The sequence below is a fragment of the Cryptosporangium japonicum genome (assembly GCF_039524755.1).
GTDB lineage: Bacteria > Actinomycetota > Actinomycetes > Mycobacteriales > Cryptosporangiaceae > Cryptosporangium > Cryptosporangium japonicum.
Genome location: NZ_BAAAGX010000046.1, coordinates 172358 through 191342, shown reverse-complemented (window position 1 = coordinate 191342; position 18985 = coordinate 172358). Strand labels below are relative to the sequence as shown.

Here is an 18985-nt window from a genome sequence, read left to right as displayed (position 1 = left end):
CGAAGGCCCGCCCCCGAGGGGGCGGGCCTTCGTCGTCGGATCAGTGGCCGGGGGCGGAGAAGTTGGTGAGCTTGTGGGTGCCGTCGCAGAACGGCTTGAGGCCGGACTTGCCGCAGCGGCACAGCGCCACCGTGGCCCGGCCCGGATCGATCGGTTCGCCGTCCTGACCCTGGATCACGAAGTCGCCGCGCAGCAGCAGCGGACCGTCCTCGTACAGGGTGACGCTCACACTTCCGCGTTCTTCCACACGCTTCCTTCCGCGTTCGCCCGGGCACGCAGCCGACCGGCCGCGATCTCGGTCTGGAACACCGGCTGGCAGGCCGTCGCGGGACCCCGCAGGGGCTCCCCGTCGACCAGCCGGAACACCGACCCGTGCCACGGGCAGGAGATGCGCGGCTCGCCAGGTCCGTCGGTCACCTCACCCTCGTGCAGCGGCCCGCCGGCGTGACTGCACTCCGACGCCAGCACGTGGACGCCACCACCGGACGAGAGCGCCCGCCGGTACACGACCACTGTCGTGTCGCCGACGTCCCGCCGGACCGGCTGCCCGACCGGTATCTCGTCCAGCGGCCCGAGGTCGTGCCACTCCCCACCGGCCCGACGCGCCGCACCCTCGGCGTGGTTCACGCCGCTGGCCTGCGAGTACGCCAGGTGGCCACCGAGCGCGCCCCCGAGGCCCACCGCGGACAGACCGAGCAGGGCGTACCCCACTCCGGCTACTCGGCGCCCGTTGCGGCGGGCACCCCAGGAGGCGGCGTAGAACGCGATTCCGACCGTGTTCGCGGCCGCGTGCACCAGCCCGACCCGACGCTGGTCGGGTTCGAGCTCGGACCAGTCCGCGAGACCGGCGGCCACCGCGGCGGGCGCGGTCAGCAGACCGAGCCCGACCAATCGTTGTGCGGCCCTGCGGCCACCGGGCGCGAAGTCCAGCACACTGGCCGAAACCCAGGCGCCGACCGGCACCTGCACCAGCACCGGGTGCACGGGATGGCCGAGCCAGCGGCCGTGCAACAGGTCCTTGATGCGGGCGCTCGGGATCGACGTCTGGACGGCACCGGCGACGGCCTCGGCCACGGGGTCGAGGAGTCGCGCGCTCTCTAGGCGGGAGAAGAGTCCTCGGATCACCGACATGCGGCTCGGTTACCCGTCGGGCGCGCGGTCACACCGGAAACGCCTGATTGTTCGGGGTGTGTTCGGTGTGACGACGGGTAGCCCGAAACGACTGCACGTCGGAGGAGGACGGATGAGTTGGCAAGGTCCGGACCCGAGCCGCACCCCTGGACTGGAGCCGGGCGGAGGTGTACCGCCGGGCGAGACGCCGCCGGGTGAGGGCGGCACGTCCGCGATCACTCATCAGGAGAAGGGGCCCGCCCCGAAGTGGGTGCCCTGGGTGGTGATCGGGGCGATCGGCCTGATGGTCGTCGCCGTGGCGTTGTTCATGCTGTTGCGGGTGTTCTTCCTGGCCGACTAGGCCAGGAGCTTCAGCGGGCGGAGGAGGGGCGAGCGGTCGCCGGAGTGGTCGCGCAGACCCGCGACGACGTCGGCGAGCGCCGCGTAAGTGTCGTACTTCGGCACCCAGCCGAGCTCGTTCCGCGCCCGCGAGCTGTCGAGCAGCGGCGTGCCGAGCAGCAGGTCGACCCAGCCGGCGTCCACCGGCTGGAGGTGCGCCGCCCAGCTGGCGGCCGCACCGGCACGCAGCACGGCCGCCGGCAGCGGGACGTGCCGGCCGCCGAACGCCGCGGCCAGGTCGGCCGGGCGCAGCGGCGGCTCCGGCGCCAGGTTGAACGGCCCCGCCGCCCGCGCCGCGAGGATCCGCAGCACGGCGTCGGCGACATCGTCGGCGTGGACGACCTGGGTGACCGTGCGGTCGGGGAGCGGCAGCACCGGCAGCTTGAGCTTCACCAGCGGCCGGGCCAGCGCGGGCAGGAAGTACCGCAGCAGTTCGCTCGCGGCCCGGCGCTGCACGACCAGGGCCGGGCGGATCCGGGTGACGACCGGCACCGTGCTGGCGTCGAGCAGCCGCTCGGCGGCGACCTTGTCCCGGCTGTAGGACGACGTCGAGATCCCGTCGGTGGGCCAGTCCTCGCCGACCGTGCGGTCCTTCGGCCCGGTCGAGTAGACGCCGACGCTGGACGCGTGCACGAGGTGCGGCACCCCCGCCCGCTCGGCGGCGTCGATCACGGCCGCGGTGCCCAGCAGGTTGGTCCGCGCCAGCTGGTGGCGGTCGTGGCTCGGCTGGATCGCCCAGGCCAGGTGGACGACGGCGTCGGCGCCCTCCATCGCGGCGCGCAGCGCGGTGCCGGCCCGGACCGCACCGATGTCGCAGCGGACCCACCGGGTACCGGTGGGAGCCGCCCGTTCGGACGGGGTGCGCCGGACGACCCCGGTCACCTCCGCCCCAGACCCCACCGCCGCCCGAACCACGGCGCTTCCGACATTTCCGCTGGCTCCGGTCACGACGATGCGCATGTCCGTTCGTGTTCCCCGCCTGCGCCGGGACAATCCACAGGCTGATCGCCGTCCGGCCGAGGGTTACCACAGGGCTGTTACTCTCGCTGGGCGATTGCACCCCCCGCGTTCCGGAGCCGAGATTCCCGTGAGCCAAAGGTCCGACACCGTCGTGGCAACCCCGGCACCGGAGCCGTCACCCGAGGCGGACGAGCCCGTCCGCGAACCGCGCTGGCAGCGGGCGCTCACCGCGGTCGTGATGCTCGCGATCATCGGCTACGCGCTGGCCGGCATCGGGGCGCCGCTGCTCGGCCTGAAGGTGTTCGCGGCCACCGACATGCTCGCCGACAAGGCGCCGTACGCCACGGCGGGGCTCTCGGACGTCCAGCCGACGAACACGTTCCTCAACGACACCGTCGATTCGGTGCTGCCCAACTCCGCGCTGTTCGGCGAGCTGTTGCGCGAGGGCGACGTCGCGCTCTGGAACCCGTACCAGTCCGGTGGGGCCGCGTTCGGGTCGACGCCCAACTACGCGCTGTTCAACCCGCTGTCCGTGCCGTACCTGCTGCTGCCCGGCTGGCTGGCGCCCGGGTACGTGAAGCTGCTCGAGATCGTGGTGGCCGCCGGGGCGACGTTCCTGTTCCTGCGCCGGTTCTCCCTCGGGCGCGCGGCCGCGGGCCTCGGTGGTCTGGTGTTCGTCGGCAGCGGCTTCCTGATCGCGTGGACGAACTGGCCGCAGAGCCGGGTCGCGGCGTTCATCCCGGCGGTGTTCTGGTGCGTGGAGCGGCTGGTCGCCTCACGCCGGGCCCGCGACGGTGCGCTGCTGTGCCTGGCCGTGGCCGCGATGCTGCTCGGCGGGTTCCCGGCGGTCACCGGGTACACGATCCTGTTCGCCGGTAGTTATCTCGTGGTCCGTGTCCTGGCCGAGTACGGGTTCTCCTGGCGGCGGATCGTCGGGATCGTCGGCGGTGCCGGCGTGGCCCTGGTGGGTGCGGTGGCGCTCGCCGCGGTCCAGCTGCTGCCGTTCGTTTCGGCGATGTCCGGCGTCTACATCGCCGGGCGCGAGCAGACCCCCGACGACCATCTGCTGCCGGTCACCGCGCTCACCGCCGTGGCCCCGTGGGCGTTCGGCACCACCGATCCCAACCGCGGGCCGTACTGGTACTTGCCGGTGAACCTGGTCGAGTCGACCGTGTACGTCGGCGCGGCGGCGGTGCTGCTGGCGTTGATCGCGGTCGCGTTCCCCCGGGTGGCCGCCGGGCGGCTGCCGCGCGGCGGGTTCTCGTACTTCCTGGTCGCCACCCTGCTCGGTCTGGTGGTGATCTACGGGGGCGGTGCGCCGCTGGCGGCGCTGCAGAAGCTTCCGGTGCTGTTCTCCGACAACTACGTCGGGCGGATGCGGAGCGTGCTCTGCTTCCTCGTCGCGGTGCTGGCGGCCGTCGGGTTCGACCTGCTGGTACGGCGGGTGGTCCCGTCGGTCCGCCGCGAAGGCGGGCGCGTGCCCCGGTGGGTCCGGGTGGCGTGGCCCGCGGTGGTGTTCGGCGGTGCGCTCGTGGTCTTCGCGGCCCTTCTCTGGCGGGGCCGCCGGGCAGCGCGGATCGCCGAGGGGGGCGCCGAGGGCAGCTACCGGGTCTCGTGGTTCGACGGCCAGCTGCTCTGGGCGGCCCTGTTCGGCGCGCTGGCCCTCGCCGCGATCGGGTGCGCATGGTGGGCGGCCCGCCGTCGCCCGTCGCTGGCCGGGGTCGCCGCTCTCCTGGTGCCGGTGCTCATCGCCGTGCAGGCGCTGTCGTTCGCCGGCCTCTACTGGCCCAAATCCGACAAGGACACCTACTACCCGGTCACCGACGTCCACCGCTACCTGGCGTCGCACCTCGGTGACGACCGGTACGCGGCCGGCGGCGCGATGTTCGTCGGCGCCGACTCGGCGTATCCGCTGCGTGCGCTGAACGGCCACTTCTTCATCGGCAAGCGCCTGGGCGAGGCGCTGGACGGCATGCCCGGCTGGGGCCTGGGTGATCCGCCCACCTACATCAACTTCCGGCCGACGCTGCAGACCGCCCAGCAACCCCTGTTCGACCGGCTCGGCGTGAAGTACTTCGTGACGGCACCCTCGGACACGGTCTTCGGCACCGTGACGAAGGCGTCGAGCGCCGCCGGCGCCGTCTCGATCCGGGGTGATCAGCCACTGCGTGCGGACGTGCCGGGCACCGGTCCGCTGCGTGGCGTGACGGTGGAGCTCACGTCGGCGTTCCGCCCGGCGTCCGACACCACGATCACCGTGACGCTGCAGGACGAGAAGGGCACCGAGCTCGCCCGGGCGTCCCGGGTGATCATCGGGCGCGACCACCAGGGGGACGGCGTCGCGGCCGGCACCGCGCTGACGGTTCCGGTCGCCGGTGAAGGGATTCCGGCCGGCACGAAGGTGTCCGCGGTCGTCACGCAGGACGCGCGGGAGGCGCTGGCGATCACCGGTGGGGTCGGCGCGGTCCACCCGGCCGACGACGGGCTGCGCCTGGTCCACGCGGGCAACGCGGTCGTGTACCAGCGGCTGACCGCACTGCCGCGCATCCGCTGGGCCGGCACGGCGGTGGTGGAGCCGGACGCGGCCGCGCGGATCGCGCTGGTCAACAGCGGGACGCTGACGGCGAACCAGGTCGTGCTCGACTCGTCCGGCCCGGCCGCCACGGCCGGGAGCAGGGCGAAGATCTCGGTGCTCGAGGACGGCGCCGACACGATCTCGGCCCGGGTCGACGCGACCGGGGACGGCTACCTCGTCGTGGCCGACGCACTCCAGAACGACTGGGCGGTGACGGTCGACGGCCAGCCGGCCACGCTGGTCCCGGCCGACCACGGCGTGGTGGCGGTGGCGGTGCCGGACGGCACGCACACGGTGTCGCTGTCGTACCGGACGCCGTACCACGGCGCGGGCACGTACTTGTCGGCGGCGACCGCGCTGGTGATCGCGGCGATCTTCGCCGGGGCGTGGTTCCGCTCCCGCCGCAAGCGCGGCGCCGAGGTCTGAAACACGGCTGCCCCCACGCGATCGCGTGGGGGCAGCGAGGGAATCAGCTCCAGTTGACCTGGGCCTGGTTGCCGGCCTGGGTGGGGTCGGTGGTGCGGTCGGTGTAGCCGTCGCCGTCGGTGTCGACCGCGGCGTATTCGGCGTTGCCGTTGTAGTTGTCGTCGGCGACGTAGGTGTCGGCCTTGCCGTCGTAGTTGGTGTCGACGGTGGCGTGGTCGATGTGGCCGTCCTGGTTGGCGTCGACGCCGTTCCAGTCGACGACGTCGTCGTCGTTGGTGTCGCCCGCGGCGCGGTCGAGGATCCCGTCGCCGGTGGTGTCTTTCCAGAAGGTGTCGGCGTCGCCGTCGTAGTCGTCGTCGTAGATCGCGTCGTCGACGATGCCGTCGGCGTTGTAGTCGTGGGCGACGAAGTCCACGACGCCGTCGTTGTTCTGGTCGGCGGTGATCGTGACGCTGCCGTCGGCGTTCTGCTCGAAGTTGACGTCGTCGTAGGTGCCGTCACCGTCGACGTCGACGTTGGTCTCGTACTCGCTCATGGTTCGTGCTCCTGATGTCTCGGGGAGGAACTGCGGTACTTCCGCCCGCCCGGATGTCGTCGGACGAGCTGTTGAGTAAGAACCTACGGGCGGAGGCGGAGCCCGTTCTCCCGAAAACGTGCCAACCCCGGGAACCGGTTCGACCGTGCCCCCCGATCAGCACGGTGCGTGCAGCGCCCGGTCACCGTGCGGTACGGGCCCGGGCCACGACCTCTTCCGTGGTCAGCGGGCTCTTCGGGTGATGACTCAGACACAGCGGCGTCTTGACCTTGACGAACCCGGAGCCTTCCGGCGCGGCGTAGAACTCCCCGGTGCCCATCCGCCCGACGTCCGGGACGCTGCCGCCCTTCGCCTTGGCCATCTCCTGGGCGGCGTTGATCTGCACCGGTGCGTTGAGCAGCCCGAAGAACTGCGTCGCCGCGTTGCCGGGAATGCGGTTGTGCAGCCCTTTCGGCGCCTGGGTGGCGAACACCAGACCGAGCCCGTACTTCCGGGCCTGCGACGCCAGCGCCAGCGTGCTCTGCGTGCAGGCGGTCATCGCCCCGGACGGAGCCAGCGTCTGGGCCTCGTCCATCACGAAGAGTCCACCCAGCGGACGGTCACCGGCCGGATTCTTCTTCACCCAGGCGAACAACGCCATCTGCAGCTGGTTGACGAAGCTCTGCCGCTGCTCGTCCGAGGGCAACCCGACCAGGCTGATCACCGACACCCGGGCCCGCTTGCCCGGCGCCGGGGTCAGCAGCTCACCGGGATCGACCGGCGTGCCCGCACCCCCGAACAACGGATCGTTCACGACCGCGGCGTTGAGGTCCTGGGCGAGTTCCGCGGCGATCTTCTCGGCGTTCTCGAGCCGGCTCACGTCCTCCGGGAACGCGGCCAGCACGGCGATGAACTCACGCAGCGTCGAGAAGCCGCTGCGTGCGAAGAACCGCAGCGCTTCGGTGAGCACCGCGCGTGAGCGCACCGACCGAGCGGTGCCACCGTCCGCCCTGGCCCTCGGCGCCAGCGTCGCCACCGCGGCGTCGATCGCCGCGTCGAACTCGTCCGGATCGTCGCGGACGCTCGCGAAGTCCGGCAGCGCCTGGAAGCTCAGCGCCCGCCCGGCCTGCCGCCGTGGCGTCCACACCACGACGTCCGTGCCGTCCAGGTAGTCGGCGGCCTTGGCCGCGTCCTGCGCACCCCACCCCGACGGCGTCTCCGGCCAGGCGTCCCCGAGCCGCGCCAGGTCGTTGTTGGGGTCGAGCACGATCGAGGAGACGCCGTGGAGCGCACACTCCTCGACCAGCCGCCGGATCAGCACGGTCTTGCCCGACCCCGAACCGGCGAAGATCGCGACGTGCTTGCGCAGGGCCTCCAGCTCGACGCTCACCGCCTCGCCGCTGCCGACGGCCCGCCCCACGACGAGCGACGGCACGGTCGGCAGCGGGGCTCCGGGGGGAGTCGGGGTGGGCACTGACTCCGGCTGCGGGCCGGCGGCAAGGTCGGACAGGGCTTCACGGAGGAACTCGACCCGCTCACTCGGCCGGCGGTCTTCCAGCCACGCCTCGAGGTGGTTCGGGCTCTCCTCCAGCAGCACCTTCAGAGCGGAGAGCACCTTGAGATCGGCCGGCGAGACACGCAGGGTGCGGCCTCCGGCGTCCTCGAACTCCCTCAACACGTGCCAGGTCTTCGTGCCCGGCGTCGCATGCCACTGTGCGTTCCGGAGGATGAACAGGCGCCGCTTCGGCATCCGCTGCGAGAGCCCGGACATCATGCAGGCCGTCTGGATCCGTGGCCGGGCCCCGTTGAGATGCTCGGCGCCGATCGCGCGGAAGGCCCAGTGCGCCTCGTCCTCGGTCTGTTCGTCGAGCGTCATCCGGAGCCGGGCGTGCAACGGCGGCTTGACGCCGGGGAGCGGGTCGTACGAGAACAGTTTTTCGGTGTCCTGCTTCTCCAGGATCCACGCTTCCAGCCCGGCGTTGAGCAGCCTGGGCACGATCGCGTCCTCGGTGGAGGGCGCCAGGACGTGCGCGACGTCGGCCGAGGCGACGAGTCGATCGAATCGGCTGTCCAGCGCGGCCATCACGTCGGGCGACGTCGGGCGATGCGAACGGTCGGTGAGCGTATCGGTGAGCGCGGACAATTCCTGGACTTCTCGCCGGTCGACGCACGCCCGAATGTGTTGATCGACCCGCTTGAGCAGTTCTCGCGGCGTGAACTCGCCGGCTCCCCGGAACGCGGAGTGGGCGATCGGCCAGGTCGGGTAGGGCGGCTCGAACTTGATCCGGCCGTAGTGCCACTCGAAGCGTTTCGCGATCAGGGCCCGGGCGAACTCCTCGGACGGAATCGACTGCAGGTGCGGCGCGACCCGGAAACGGTCCTGCGTGGTGTCGATGGCCTCGTCGGCGATGAGCGTCCACGTAGTGGGGCTGCAGGTCAGCACGGTGAGCGTTCGGCGGGTGTTCTCCCGGAGCGACATCAGCCCTTCGGCGATCTGGTCCAGCGCGATGTTGCGGACCGGGTCGTCGGTGACGTCGCCGCCGGCCGCTCCGCTCGACGCGGCGATCACCAGCGGGTCGATCTGATCGACACCGATGACGCTCGGCCCCGTCAACGCGAGGAGCCGGGACAGGTCGCGGACGATCAACCGGGCGTCCTTGACGTGCTTGCCGAGGCCCCACGCGGCGCCGTTCCCGGCCTCGTCCGGGTGCGAATGCAGGAAGTTCTGCCCGATGTCCTGGGTCTCCAGATCGGCGGAGCCGTACAGGACGAGCGCGCGAACCGTGTCCTGGCAATCGCGCGCGACCTGGTTGTCGACGTTCTGCAGTGCGCGGACGAACGCGGTCAGCGCCTGCGGGGTGATCGGCTCGTCGCCGAGGATCTGGGGGAGCAGGCCGGGAGCCAGGTCACCGTCCTCGGCCAGCCGGTTCAGCAGCATCCGCCGCTGGGGCATCCGGCGTTTCACCCGGCGGGTCAGACCGTCGAGGATCGACACCACCGTGCTCGGCCAGAACGCGTTGGGGTCGACGAGGGTGAGCAGGAAGAAGTAGCCGTCACGATCCTGGATCTGGTCGCGGAGCCACCCCATGAGGTGGGTTTTCCCGGTGCCGCGCTGCCCCTGGATGGTGACGCCGATCGGGCTGCTCGCGTCGCTGTCGGAGGCGTCGTCGAGGCCGTCGAGCACGGCGTCGATCGCTCGCTGGTGCATGCCGTCCACGTGGAACGGGTTCGGGTTCCACACGTCGTCGGGCGTCGGTGCGAAGTTGATCCGTACCGCGCGGAGCGCCCGGAGTTCGAGGTCGCTCATGCGCCCTCGATCGCGATCAAGTGCTTCTTCTGAGCCCCGATGACCACGGCGGATTCGCCGCGATCGGCGAGCGACTTCCGATTCGTCTCGGTGGAGTAGGTGACGTCCGGAGCGGCGTTCAGCGCGATCAGCGCCGCATCCAGGTCGTCCCGGGAGACGTCGGCGAGTTGCTCACGCAGAGCCGAGAGAAGCACCCAGCCGTTCGGTTTCGGAGTGATGCGCCAATACGCGGCCCGAATCCGATCCGACAGCACGACCGGCTCGGCGACGGTGACCTCCGTGGCCCGGAACACGTCGTGCAGACGCAGATCCGCCCGGTGCAGGTAACGGTCCAGCTGCTCGGCGAGGCTGAGCGCCACGGCCCGGCCCCAGAGGCCGGTGGGCAGTTCACCGGTCAGTTCCTCACGCGCGCGGGCCCAGCCGGGCTCGGTGAGTTCGTGGAAGAACTGATTGCCGAAGCCCTTCACCTTTTTCGAGGTGATGAGCTTCGCGTGGTTCAGATGCGCTTTGTCTTTGCCGGTGAGCGTTACCCCGTAGCGCTCACCCAGATCGTTGTTCCCGACCTCGGAAGCCACCCCGAGCAGGAGCAGCAGTGCGGCACGCTGCGGGGGTGTCAGAGCGTCGTTCGCCATTGTTGAATCCCTTCGGGCGTCATTCGCCGCGTCGTTTTTCCAGGAAGAGTTCGAGCTGGTGGGCGACCGCGTTGACGTCGCCCAGGACCTGGTCGTTGGTGAAGCGCAGCACCGCGTAGCCCGCGGTCTGCAGCAGGACGTCGCGGGTCCGGTCGGTGGCGTAGTGGAGGGGGCCCCGGTGCTCCGGCCCGTCCACCTCCACGGCGGTGCGTTCGGCCTCCCAGCAGAGATCGATCCGGATCTGGCTGGTCAGGGGGCCGAACGAGAACGGCTGGTTCCACGTGCGCCCGCGGGCCCAGGCGCGGCTGCTCAGCACCTTCTCGAGCAACTGCTCGGCGGCGCTGTTCGGGTTCGGCCGTCCGCCCAGGGACGGGATCGTCAGCGTCTCGGGAGCCGGGCCGCCGCGCGTGTCGGCCGGTACCGCGGTGGGGAGCCGCACCCGCTGGGACTGCACCCGGTCGGGGTCCGCCAACGGCGCTCCGGTCAGCCACACGCCGCCGAGGCCGCCCCGGAAGGCGAGCCACTCCAGCGCGGCGATCAGCGGCGTCTCGTGGGCGGCCGGCAACCCCTCCGGGACGTCGACGACCAGGACGACGTCGGCGCGTGAGTACGCGGCCAGCAGGACCCGGGTGAGGCCGGCGGCGCGGACCTCGGGTTGGAACGAGCGGTCGGAGCCGGCGCCGGTGAGGGCCCGCGCCGCGAGGTCGGCGAGGAACGGGCCGAAGTGGCGGCTCCTACCGGCGAGACGGGACGCGAGCGCGCGGACCGCCGCCACGTTCGTGTCGCTGGGCTCGGTGATGCCCGCGGCCTCGGGGAGCCAGGCCGGGAACAACGCGATCGCCGACGCTTCGAGGAGGCCGAGCACCTCGGCCACGATCGCCGGCTGGGAGGCGGTCGCCCGCGGGTGGTAGGTCAGCACCACCGGGGCGTCACGCGGTAACGGATCCAGCGCGAGGGCGAGTGTTTCCGCGTCCACCTCGACGAGGTGCACGACGCGACCGCGAGGTAACGATGTCCACCACGAAACGTCCGACCGCACTGCGCCCCCATGCCCCACGTCCCCCGGCAACCCCTTGCAGGGTGCCTGCTGGGTGACGGTCAGCGAACGCTCGGTGAGCGAGTTCGACCAGGTGGGTGACGGAGAAGAGCCGTACGGGTGACTGTGGACAGAAAACCGCCCCGCCCGGAGGGGATGGGCGGGGCGGGGTCGGGGGAGGGGTCAGGCCTTCTTCTTCGCCTTGCGCTTCGCTTTCTTCGCGTCGCGCTTCACGGCTTTGCCGGTGCCTTTGGCCTCGCTCTTGGCGGTCTTCGCCGTCTTCTTCACGTCTCGCTTCAGGGCCGCGCCGGTCGCCATCGAACCACCTCGGGAACTCGAATCGATCTCGAAATCCTTGCGTTCTTCGGCTACCCCCCGTCACCGGCGTGGGAAACCTGATCCTCGGAAGAATGTGGGCGCGACCCAGCACAGTGGACGAGCTTGCGCCGAGTGGTGCGATCGGCGCGCCGAGTGACCATCGGAATCGGTTCAGTTCTCGGGTTGGTAACCGAACGGCAACGTTCGCTTGACCCGCCTTGTGTTACCGCTAACATCTCCGGCTAGCGCGGTGACCTGAGCCACAGCGCCGGACGCGGACGGAGGTGAAGGGTGTGGCTGCCGATGGATCGGACGCGATCTCCGAAGTGATCGAGAACGGCGTGGAGCGTCGCGTGGTCATGGCCGACGTCGCTCGGTTGGCGGGTGTCTCGCACATGACGGTGTCGCGGGTGCTCAACGACAGCACGGCCGTGAGCCCCACCACCCGGGCCCGGGTCCGCGCCGCGATGACGACGCTGGGGTACCGGCCGAACACGGCGGCCCGCGCGCTGGCCACCGGGCGCACCCGGCAGCTCGGCGTGGTGAGCGTTAACACGACGCTCTTCGGGCCGGCGTCGATGCTCGTCGCGATCGAGCGCGCGGCCCGGGACGCCGGCTACGCGGTGAGCATCGCGGGTATGCGCGAGCCCGACCGGCGCTCGCTCAGCGAAGCGTTCGAGCACCTCACCGCGCAGTCGGTGGAAGGCATCGTGGCGATCACTCCGCGTGCCGCCACGGCGGCCGCGCTCCGCGACGCGCCCGGTGGTGTGCCGCTGGTCGCGGTCGAGGGCGGCGAGGGCCCGATGCCCACCGTCGCCGTCGACCAGTACCTCGGCGCGGTCCGGGCGACGCGTCACTTACTCTCACTGGGCCACCGCCGGATCGCGCACATCGCGGGCCCGGACGACTGGCACGAAGCGAACGAACGCGAACGCGGCTGGCGGGACGCTCTCACCGAGGCGGGCGAGTCGCCGACGCTGGTGATCAACGGCGATTGGAGCCCGCGGGCCGGTTACGAGGCGGGGTTGGCGCTCGCCACTCGCCGTGACCACACCGCGGTCTTCGTGGCCAACGACCAGATGGCGATCGGCGTGCTCCGCGCTTTCGCCGAGGCGGGGATCGACGTCCCCGGCGACATCAGCGTCGTCGGCTTCGACGACATCCCGGAGGCGGCGTACTTCGCGCCTCCGCTCACCACGCTCCGACAGGACTTCGGTGAGGTCGGCCGTCGGAGTCTCGCGCTGCTGGTGGCCCAGGTGGAGGGCGCGCCCCGCTCCGACGAGCGCGTGGTCATCCCTCCCGACCTGGTACTTCGCGACAGCACCGGCCCCGTGCAGCACAAGAACTGAGGAGGTGTCCATGACCGATGTGAGCGCTAACAGCGCACCGAAATACGTGATCGGGGTGGATTACGGAACGCTGTCCGGTCGTGCACTCGTCGTGCGCGTGCAGGACGGGGCCGAGGTCGGTACCGCCGTGCACCCCTACGGTCACGCGGTGATCGAGCGCACGCTGCCCGGCGACGACAAGCCGTTACCCCCGGACTGGGCGCTCCAGCACCCGAGCGACTGGATCGACGTGCTCAAGACCGCGGTGCCCGCCGCGGTGCAAGCGGCCGGCATCGACCCGGGCGACGTCATCGGGATCGCCACCGACTTCACCGCCTGCACCGTGCTGCCGACCACCGCCGACGGCACGCCGCTGTGCGCCGTCGAAGGGCTCGAGAAAAGGCCGCACGCGTGGCCGAAGCTCTGGAAGCACCACGCCGCGCAGGGCCAGGCCGACCGCATCAACGCGCTCGCCCACGAGCGGGGCGAACCGTGGATCAACCGCTACGGCGGCAAGATCTCGTCCGAGTGGGAGTTCGCCAAGGGCCTGCAGGTCCTGGAGGAGGACCCGGAGATCTACGCCGAGACCGAGCGCTGGATCGAGGCGGCCGACTGGATCATCTGGCAGCTGTCCGGCGTCGAGACCCGGAACCGGTGCACTGCCGGTTACAAGGGCATCTACCAGGACGGATCCTGGCCGAGCGAGGACTACCTCGAGGCGCTGAACCCGGGCTTCAAGCAGTTCGTCGCGAAGATCGAGCACCCGCTCTCCGCGCTCGGCGACCGCGCCGGCTCGCTCACCGAGCAGGCCGCGGAGTGGACCGGTCTCCCGGCCGGCATCGCGGTCGCGGTCGGCAACGTCGACGCCCACGTCACCGCGCCGGCGGCCCAGTCGATCGCGCCCGGCCAGATGGTGGCGATCATGGGCACCAGCACCTGCCACGTCATGAACGGCGCGGTGCTGGCCGAGGTGCCGGGCATGTGCGGCGTCGTCGACGGCGGCATCGTCGCGGGCCTCCACGGCTACGAGGCCGGCCAGTCCGGCGTCGGCGACATCTTCGGCTGGTTCGTCGACACGCAGCTGCCCCCGGCCTACCACGAGGCGGCGGCGGCCAACGGCCAGGACCCGCACGAGTACCTGTCCGAGCTGGCCTCGAAGCAGGCCGTCGGCGCGCACGGCCTGATCGCCCTGGACTGGCACAACGGCAACCGGTCGATCCTGGTCGACCACGAGCTGTCCGGAGTGCTGGTCGGGGCGACGCTGGCGACCAAGCCCGAGGACATCTACCGCGCGCTGGTCGAGGCGACCGCGTTCGGCACCCGCACGATCATCGACGCGTTCGAGACGTCGGGCGTGCCGGTCGACGAGCTCGTCGCGGCCGGCGGCCTGTTGAAGAACACGTTCCTCATGCAGGTCTACGCCGACATCACGAACCGGCCCATCTCGGTCATCGGTTCGGAGCAGGGCCCCGCGCTCGGCTCCGCGATCCACGCCGCGGTCGCGGCCGGCGCCTACCCCGACGTCCCGGCCGCGGCCGAGGTCATGGGCCGGGTCGAGCGGGCGGTGTACCGGCCCGACCCGTCGCGCGCGAAGGCCTACGACGCGCTCTACGCCGAGTACCGCACGCTGCACGACTACTTCGGCACCGGCACCAACGACGTGCTGCACCGCCTGCGCCGGATCCGGAACGAGGCCCGGCGATGAATCACCAGCAGATCCGCGAAGAGCTCGTCCACCTGCACCGGGAGCTGATCCGGTGGGGCCTGGTGATCTGGACCGCCGGAAACGTCTCGCAGCGCGTCGCCGGTGAGGATCTGTTCCTGATCAAGCCGTCCGGTGTCTCGTACGACGACCTGACGCCGGAGTCGATGGTCGTCTGCGACCTCGACGGCAACCTCGTCGAGGGCGACCTGTCCCCGTCGAGCGACACCGCCGCGCACGCCTACGTCTACAAGCACCGGCCCGACGTCGGGGGAGTGGTCCACACCCACTCCACCTACGCCACCGCCTGGGCCGCCCGGGGCGTACCGATCCCGTGCGCGCTCACGATGATGGCCGACGAGTTCGGTGGGGAGATCCCGATCGGGCCGTTCGCGCTGATCGGTGACGACTCGATCGGGCGCGGCATCGTCGAGACCCTCCAGAACCACCGGTCCCCGGCCGTGCTGATGCGGAGTCACGGTCCGTTCACGATCGGGAAGAACGCCAAGGCCGCGGTGAAGGCAGCCGTGATGCTCGAGGACGTGGCACGTACCGTCCACATTGCTCAACAGGGCGGACCGGTAGAACCGGTCGACAAGGCGTCCATTGACCGGCTGTACGACCGCTACCAGAACGTCTACGGCCAGAACTAGATCCACCCCAACCCCCCAGAAGAAGGACGACAGGAATGCACGCGAAAAAGGCACTCAGTGGCGTTGTTGCCCTGAGCCTGGCGCTGGCGCTCAGCGCTTGCAGCGGCGGCCGCGGCTCCGAGGACTCGGCTGACTCGGGCGACAACAAGGGCGCGCTGATCGGCGTCGCCATGCCGACGAAGGTCTCCGAGCGGTGGATCGCCGACGGCGACGCCGTCAAGGCCGACCTGGAGAAGGCCGGTTACAAGGTCGACCTCGAGTACGGGAACAACGACATCCCGACCCAGGTCAAGCAGGTCGGCAACATGATCACCAAGGGCGTCAAGGTCCTGATCATCGCGTCGATCGACGGTGGTTCGCTGAGCGACCAGCTCGAGGACGCCCACAAGGCCGGCATCAAGGTCATCTCGTACGACCGTCTGCTGACCGGCAGCGAGAACGTCGACTACTACGTCTCGTTCGACAACGAGAAGGTCGGCGTGGAGCAGGGCAAGAGCCTGCTGCAGGGCCTCGGCGTCGTCGACAAGGACGGCAAGGACACCGGCCAGAAGGGCCCGTTCAACGTCGAGCTCTTCGCCGGTAGCAACGACGACAGCAACGCGGCGTTCTTCTTCAAGGGCGCGATGTCGGTGCTGCAGCCCTACATCGACAAGAAGACGATCGTCGTGCAGAGCGGCCAGACCGACTTCAACCAGGTCACGACCCTGCGTTGGGACCCGGCCACGGCCAAGGCCCGCATGCAGAACCTGATCGCGAAGTCGTACTCCGGCGGCAAGACCGTCCAGGGTGTGCTCTCGCCCTACGACGGCCTCTCGCTCGGCATCATCTCCGCGCTCACCGGTGCCGGCTACGGCCAGGGCGCCAAGAAGCTCCCGGTCGTCACCGGCCAGGACGCCGAGGTGCCGAGCCTCAAGTCGATCCTGAACGGTCAGCAGTACTCGACGATCTTCAAGGACACCCGACTGCTCGGCAAGCAGGCCGCGGTCATGACGAACGACCTCCTGACCGGCAAGGAGCCCGAGGTCAACGACACCAAGACCTACAACAACAAGGTCAAGGTCGTCCCGAGCTACCTGTTCCCGCCGGTCGTCGTCACCAAGGACAACGTGCAGACCGACGTGATCGCGAGCGGTTACCACACCCAGGCAGAACTGGACAAGTAGGCCGCTGACCGGTGGGTGGCGGGGATCCCGCCACCCACCGGCGCTGCCTTGGGAGAACCTATGCAGGACACGATCCTCGCGATGCGCGACATCACGAAGACGTTCCCGGGCGTCAAAGCCCTGCAAGACGTCTCGATCGAAGTCGAGCGCGGCACCGTTCACGCGATCTGCGGGGAGAACGGGGCCGGGAAGTCCACCTTGATGAAGGTGCTCTCCGGCGTCTACCCGCACGGCACGTTCGAGGGCTCGATCGAATTCGACGGCCAGCCGGTCGAGTTCAAGTCGATAAACGACTCCGAGGCTTCCGGCATCGTCATCATCCACCAGGAGCTGGCGCTGAGCCCGTACCTGTCGATCGCCGAGAACATCTACCTCGGCAACGAGCAGGCCAAGCGCGGCTGGATCGACTGGAACAAGACGAACCTCGAGGCCGCGAAGCTGTTGAAGCGGGTCGGGCTGCGCGACAACCCGATCACCAAGGTCACCGACATCGGGGTGGGCAAGCAGCAGCTCGTCGAGATCGCCAAGGCGCTCTCCAAAGAGGTGAAGCTGCTGATCCTCGACGAGCCCACCGCGGCGCTGAACGACGACGACTCCGCGCACCTGCTGGGTCTGATCAGCCAGCTGCGTGAGCAGGGCATCACGTCGATCATCATCAGCCACAAGCTGAACGAGATCGAGGCGATCGCCGACCGCGTCACGATCATCCGTGACGGCAAGTCGATCGAGACGCTCGAAATGCACTCCGGTGAGGTCACCGAGGAGCGGATCATCCGCGGCATGGTCGGGCGCAGCCTGGAGAGCCGGTTCCCCGACCACGAGTCGAACCCGGGCGAGGAACTGCTCCGCATCGAGGACTGGACCGTCCACCACCCGATCGACCGGTCACGCAAGGTCGTCGACGGCGCCACCCTGAACGTGCGTGCGGGCGAGATCGTCGGCATCGCCGGGCTGATGGGTGCCGGGCGCACCGAGCTCGCGATGAGCGTCTTCGGGCACAGCTACGGAACCGGGATCAGCGGGAAGGTCTACAAGCGCGGGGTCGAGGTGCGGACCAACACGGTTCCGCGCGCCATCGAGGCCGGCATCGCGTACGTCACCGAGGACCGCAAGCGCTACGGCTTGAACCTGATCGACGACATCAAGCGCAACATCTCGGGCTCCGCGCTCGGGAAGCTCGCGCGGTTCGGCTTCGTGAACGACGCCGAGGAGTCGACGGTGGCCGAGCGGTTCCGCAAGAGCATGAACATCAAAGCGCCGAACGTCACCGCGAAGACCGGCAAGCTCTCCGGCGGCAACCAGCAGAAAGTCGTGCTGTCGAAGTGGATGTTCGCCGACCCCGAGGTGCTGATCCTCGACGAGCCCACGCGGGGCATCGACGTCGGCGCGAAGTACGAGATCTACACCGTCATCAACCGACTCGCCGACGAGGGCAAAGGCATCATCGTCATCTCGTCCGAACTGCCGGAACTGCTCGGCATCTGCGATCGGATCTACACACTTTCCGAGGGTCACATCACTGCTGACGTACCCCGGAGCGAAGCAACCGCCGAGGGCCTCATGCAGTACATGACCAAGTACCGGGAGGTGGACGCATGAGCGCGCCCACGGGACTCGACAAGCCGCCGGTGGACACCAAGCCGGCCAAGCCCCCGACGTCCGGGGTGCTCAGCTACCTCACCGGGCAGCTCAGCCAGGTCGGCCTGTTCATCGCGTTGATCGCCATCGTCGTGTTCTTCCAGATCACGACCGACGGCATCACGCTGAAGCCGATCAACATCTCGAACCTGATCATCCAGAACAGCTACATCCTGATCCTGGCTGTCGGCATGGTCATGGTGATCATCGCCGGGCACATCGACCTGTCGGTCGGGTCGATCGTGGCGTTCATCGGCGCCGTGGCCGGCGTCATGATCACGAAGTGGGACCTGCCCTGGCCGCTCGCCGTGGTGCTCTGCCTGGTCGTGGGTGGTCTGGTCGGTGCCTGGCAGGGCTACTGGGTCGCGTACTTCGGCATCCCGGCGTTCATCGTGACGCTCGGCGGCATGCTGGCGTTCCGCGGTGCGGCCCAGATCGTGCTGGACAACAAGCAGATCGCGCCGTTCCCCGACGGGTTCCGTGACCTCGGCTCGGGCTTCCTGCCGACGTTCGGGTCGAGCGGGTACGAACCGTTGACGATGATCCTCGGTGTACTGGCGTCGCTGGCCCTGGTGGCGTCGGCGTTCCGGCAGCGGCGCGAGCGGCGCAAGTACGACCTCGAGAGCGAGCCGCTCTGGTGGTTCGTCGCCAAGCAGGCGTTCGCGGTCGCGCTGATCATGCTCGTCACCGTGCAGCTGGCCAGCTACGACGGCACGCCGATCGTGCTGGTGATCCTCGGCCTGCTCGTCGTCGGGTACACCGCGGTCATGAGCCGGTCGGTGTTCGGTCGGCACATCTACGCGATCGGTGGCAACCTGTCCGCCGCCCAGCTGTCCGGCGTCAAAGCCAAGTCGGTGACGTTCTGGCTGTTCGTGAACATGGGCGTGATCTCGGCGCTGGCCGGCCTCGTCTACACCGCCGGCCTCAACCTGGCCAACCCCAGCGCGGGTAACGGGTTCGAGCTCGACGCGATCTCCGCGGTGTTCATCGGTGGCGCGGCCGTGACCGGCGGTATCGGCACGATCCCCGGTGCGATCATCGGTGGTCTGATCATCGGCATCCTGAACAACGGCATGTCGATCCTGGGTGTCGGTACCGACTGGCAGCAGCTCATCAAGGGCCTGGTGCTGCTCGCAGCGGTGGCGTTCGACTTCTACAACAAGCGACGTCGCGGCGGGCTCTGAGTTTTAACAGGTCTTTCGTCGGTTATCTTCCGATCTGGGT

The 18985-nt window shown here is 69.7% G+C and carries 16 protein-coding genes; 8 read left to right on the top strand and 8 right to left on the bottom strand.

All coding sequences use genetic code 11. The features are described 5' to 3' along the window. Positions 1 to 40 precede the first annotated feature (40 nt). Positions 41 to 229, bottom strand: coding sequence for a CDGSH iron-sulfur domain-containing protein (locus tag ABD437_RS41185; RefSeq protein ID WP_344654428.1), 189 nt, complete (start codon positions 227 to 229; stop codon positions 41 to 43). After that, positions 226 to 1131: a Rieske (2Fe-2S) protein gene (locus ABD437_RS41180; protein ID WP_344654427.1), complete on the bottom strand. Its 906-nt coding sequence runs from the start codon at positions 1129 to 1131 to the stop codon at positions 226 to 228. The genes ABD437_RS41185 and ABD437_RS41180 overlap by 4 nt, the downstream gene beginning before the upstream one ends. 112 nt (positions 1132 to 1243) lie before the next feature. Between ABD437_RS41180 and ABD437_RS41175 the strand changes: the two genes are divergently transcribed. After that, on the top strand, positions 1244 to 1471 hold the full coding sequence (locus ABD437_RS41175) for a DUF6480 family protein (protein ID WP_344654426.1): 228 nt from the start codon (positions 1244 to 1246) through the stop codon (positions 1469 to 1471). Here ABD437_RS41175 and ABD437_RS41170 read toward each other — a convergent pair. Continuing rightward, entirely contained in the window at positions 1468 to 2469 is a 1002-nt protein-coding gene (locus ABD437_RS41170) for an NAD-dependent epimerase/dehydratase family protein (RefSeq protein ID WP_344654425.1), read from the bottom strand. The two genes, ABD437_RS41175 and ABD437_RS41170, sit on opposite strands and share 4 nt — an antisense overlap. Positions 2470 to 2620: 151 nt before the next feature. Between ABD437_RS41170 and ABD437_RS41165 the strand changes: the two genes are divergently transcribed. Then, positions 2621 to 5470 carry a YfhO family protein gene (locus ABD437_RS41165; RefSeq protein WP_344654424.1) on the top strand — a complete coding sequence of 950 codons (2850 nt, stop codon included), beginning with the start codon at positions 2621 to 2623 and terminating at the stop codon, positions 5468 to 5470. 43 nt (positions 5471 to 5513) lie between these two features. Here ABD437_RS41165 and ABD437_RS41160 read toward each other — a convergent pair whose 3' ends face one another. From ABD437_RS41160 to ABD437_RS41140, 5 genes are all read right to left on the bottom strand, one after another. Next, positions 5514 to 6005: a hypothetical protein gene (locus tag ABD437_RS41160; protein ID WP_344654423.1), complete on the bottom strand. Its 492-nt coding sequence runs from the start codon at positions 6003 to 6005 to the stop codon at positions 5514 to 5516. Between the two features lie 181 nt (positions 6006 to 6186). Continuing rightward, positions 6187 to 9291 (bottom strand): helicase HerA domain-containing protein, encoded by a 3105-nt coding sequence (locus ABD437_RS41155; RefSeq protein ID WP_344654422.1) that lies wholly within the window; start codon positions 9289 to 9291, stop codon positions 6187 to 6189. Then, positions 9288 to 9923: a hypothetical protein gene (locus ABD437_RS41150; RefSeq protein ID WP_344654421.1), complete on the bottom strand. Its 636-nt coding sequence runs from the start codon at positions 9921 to 9923 to the stop codon at positions 9288 to 9290. The genes ABD437_RS41155 and ABD437_RS41150 overlap by 4 nt, the downstream gene beginning before the upstream one ends. 19 nt (positions 9924 to 9942) lie before the next feature. Further along, the gene (locus ABD437_RS41145; protein WP_344654420.1) at positions 9943 to 10914 is read right to left on the bottom strand and encodes an endonuclease domain-containing protein; all 972 of its coding nucleotides are present in this window, start codon (positions 10912 to 10914) and stop codon (positions 9943 to 9945) included. 228 nt (positions 10915 to 11142) lie between these two features. Further along, on the bottom strand, positions 11143 to 11277 hold the full coding sequence (locus ABD437_RS41140; protein WP_344654419.1) for a hypothetical protein: 135 nt from the start codon (positions 11275 to 11277) through the stop codon (positions 11143 to 11145). Positions 11278 to 11636: 359 nt separating this feature from the next. On the opposite strand from ABD437_RS41140, the gene ABD437_RS41135 reads away from it, so the two are divergent. From ABD437_RS41135 to mmsB, 6 genes are read left to right on the top strand one after another with little or no spacing between them, the layout of a single operon-like run. Beyond that, positions 11637 to 12626, top strand: a complete 990-nt coding sequence (locus ABD437_RS41135) for a LacI family DNA-binding transcriptional regulator (protein WP_344654732.1) — start codon at positions 11637 to 11639, stop codon at positions 12624 to 12626. 10 nt (positions 12627 to 12636) lie between these two features. After that, positions 12637 to 14310, top strand: a complete 1674-nt coding sequence (gene araB / locus ABD437_RS41130) for a ribulokinase (protein WP_344654418.1) — start codon at positions 12637 to 12639, stop codon at positions 14308 to 14310. Then, a complete protein-coding gene (locus tag ABD437_RS41125; RefSeq protein WP_344654417.1) occupies positions 14307 to 14960 on the top strand; it encodes an L-ribulose-5-phosphate 4-epimerase in 654 nt (217 codons plus the stop codon). Before araB ends, ABD437_RS41125 begins: the two co-directional genes overlap by 4 nt. 35 nt (positions 14961 to 14995) lie before the next feature. Next, positions 14996 to 16123, top strand: coding sequence for a multiple monosaccharide ABC transporter substrate-binding protein (gene chvE, locus ABD437_RS41120; protein ID WP_344654416.1), 1128 nt, complete (start codon positions 14996 to 14998; stop codon positions 16121 to 16123). Between the two features lie 60 nt (positions 16124 to 16183). After that, positions 16184 to 17722, top strand: coding sequence for a multiple monosaccharide ABC transporter ATP-binding protein (gene mmsA / locus ABD437_RS41115; RefSeq protein ID WP_035857373.1), 1539 nt, complete (start codon positions 16184 to 16186; stop codon positions 17720 to 17722). After that, a complete protein-coding gene (mmsB, locus tag ABD437_RS41110; RefSeq protein WP_344654415.1) occupies positions 17719 to 18945 on the top strand; it encodes a multiple monosaccharide ABC transporter permease in 1227 nt (408 codons plus the stop codon). Before mmsA ends, mmsB begins: the two co-directional genes overlap by 4 nt. Positions 18946 to 18985: the final 40 nt, after the last annotated feature.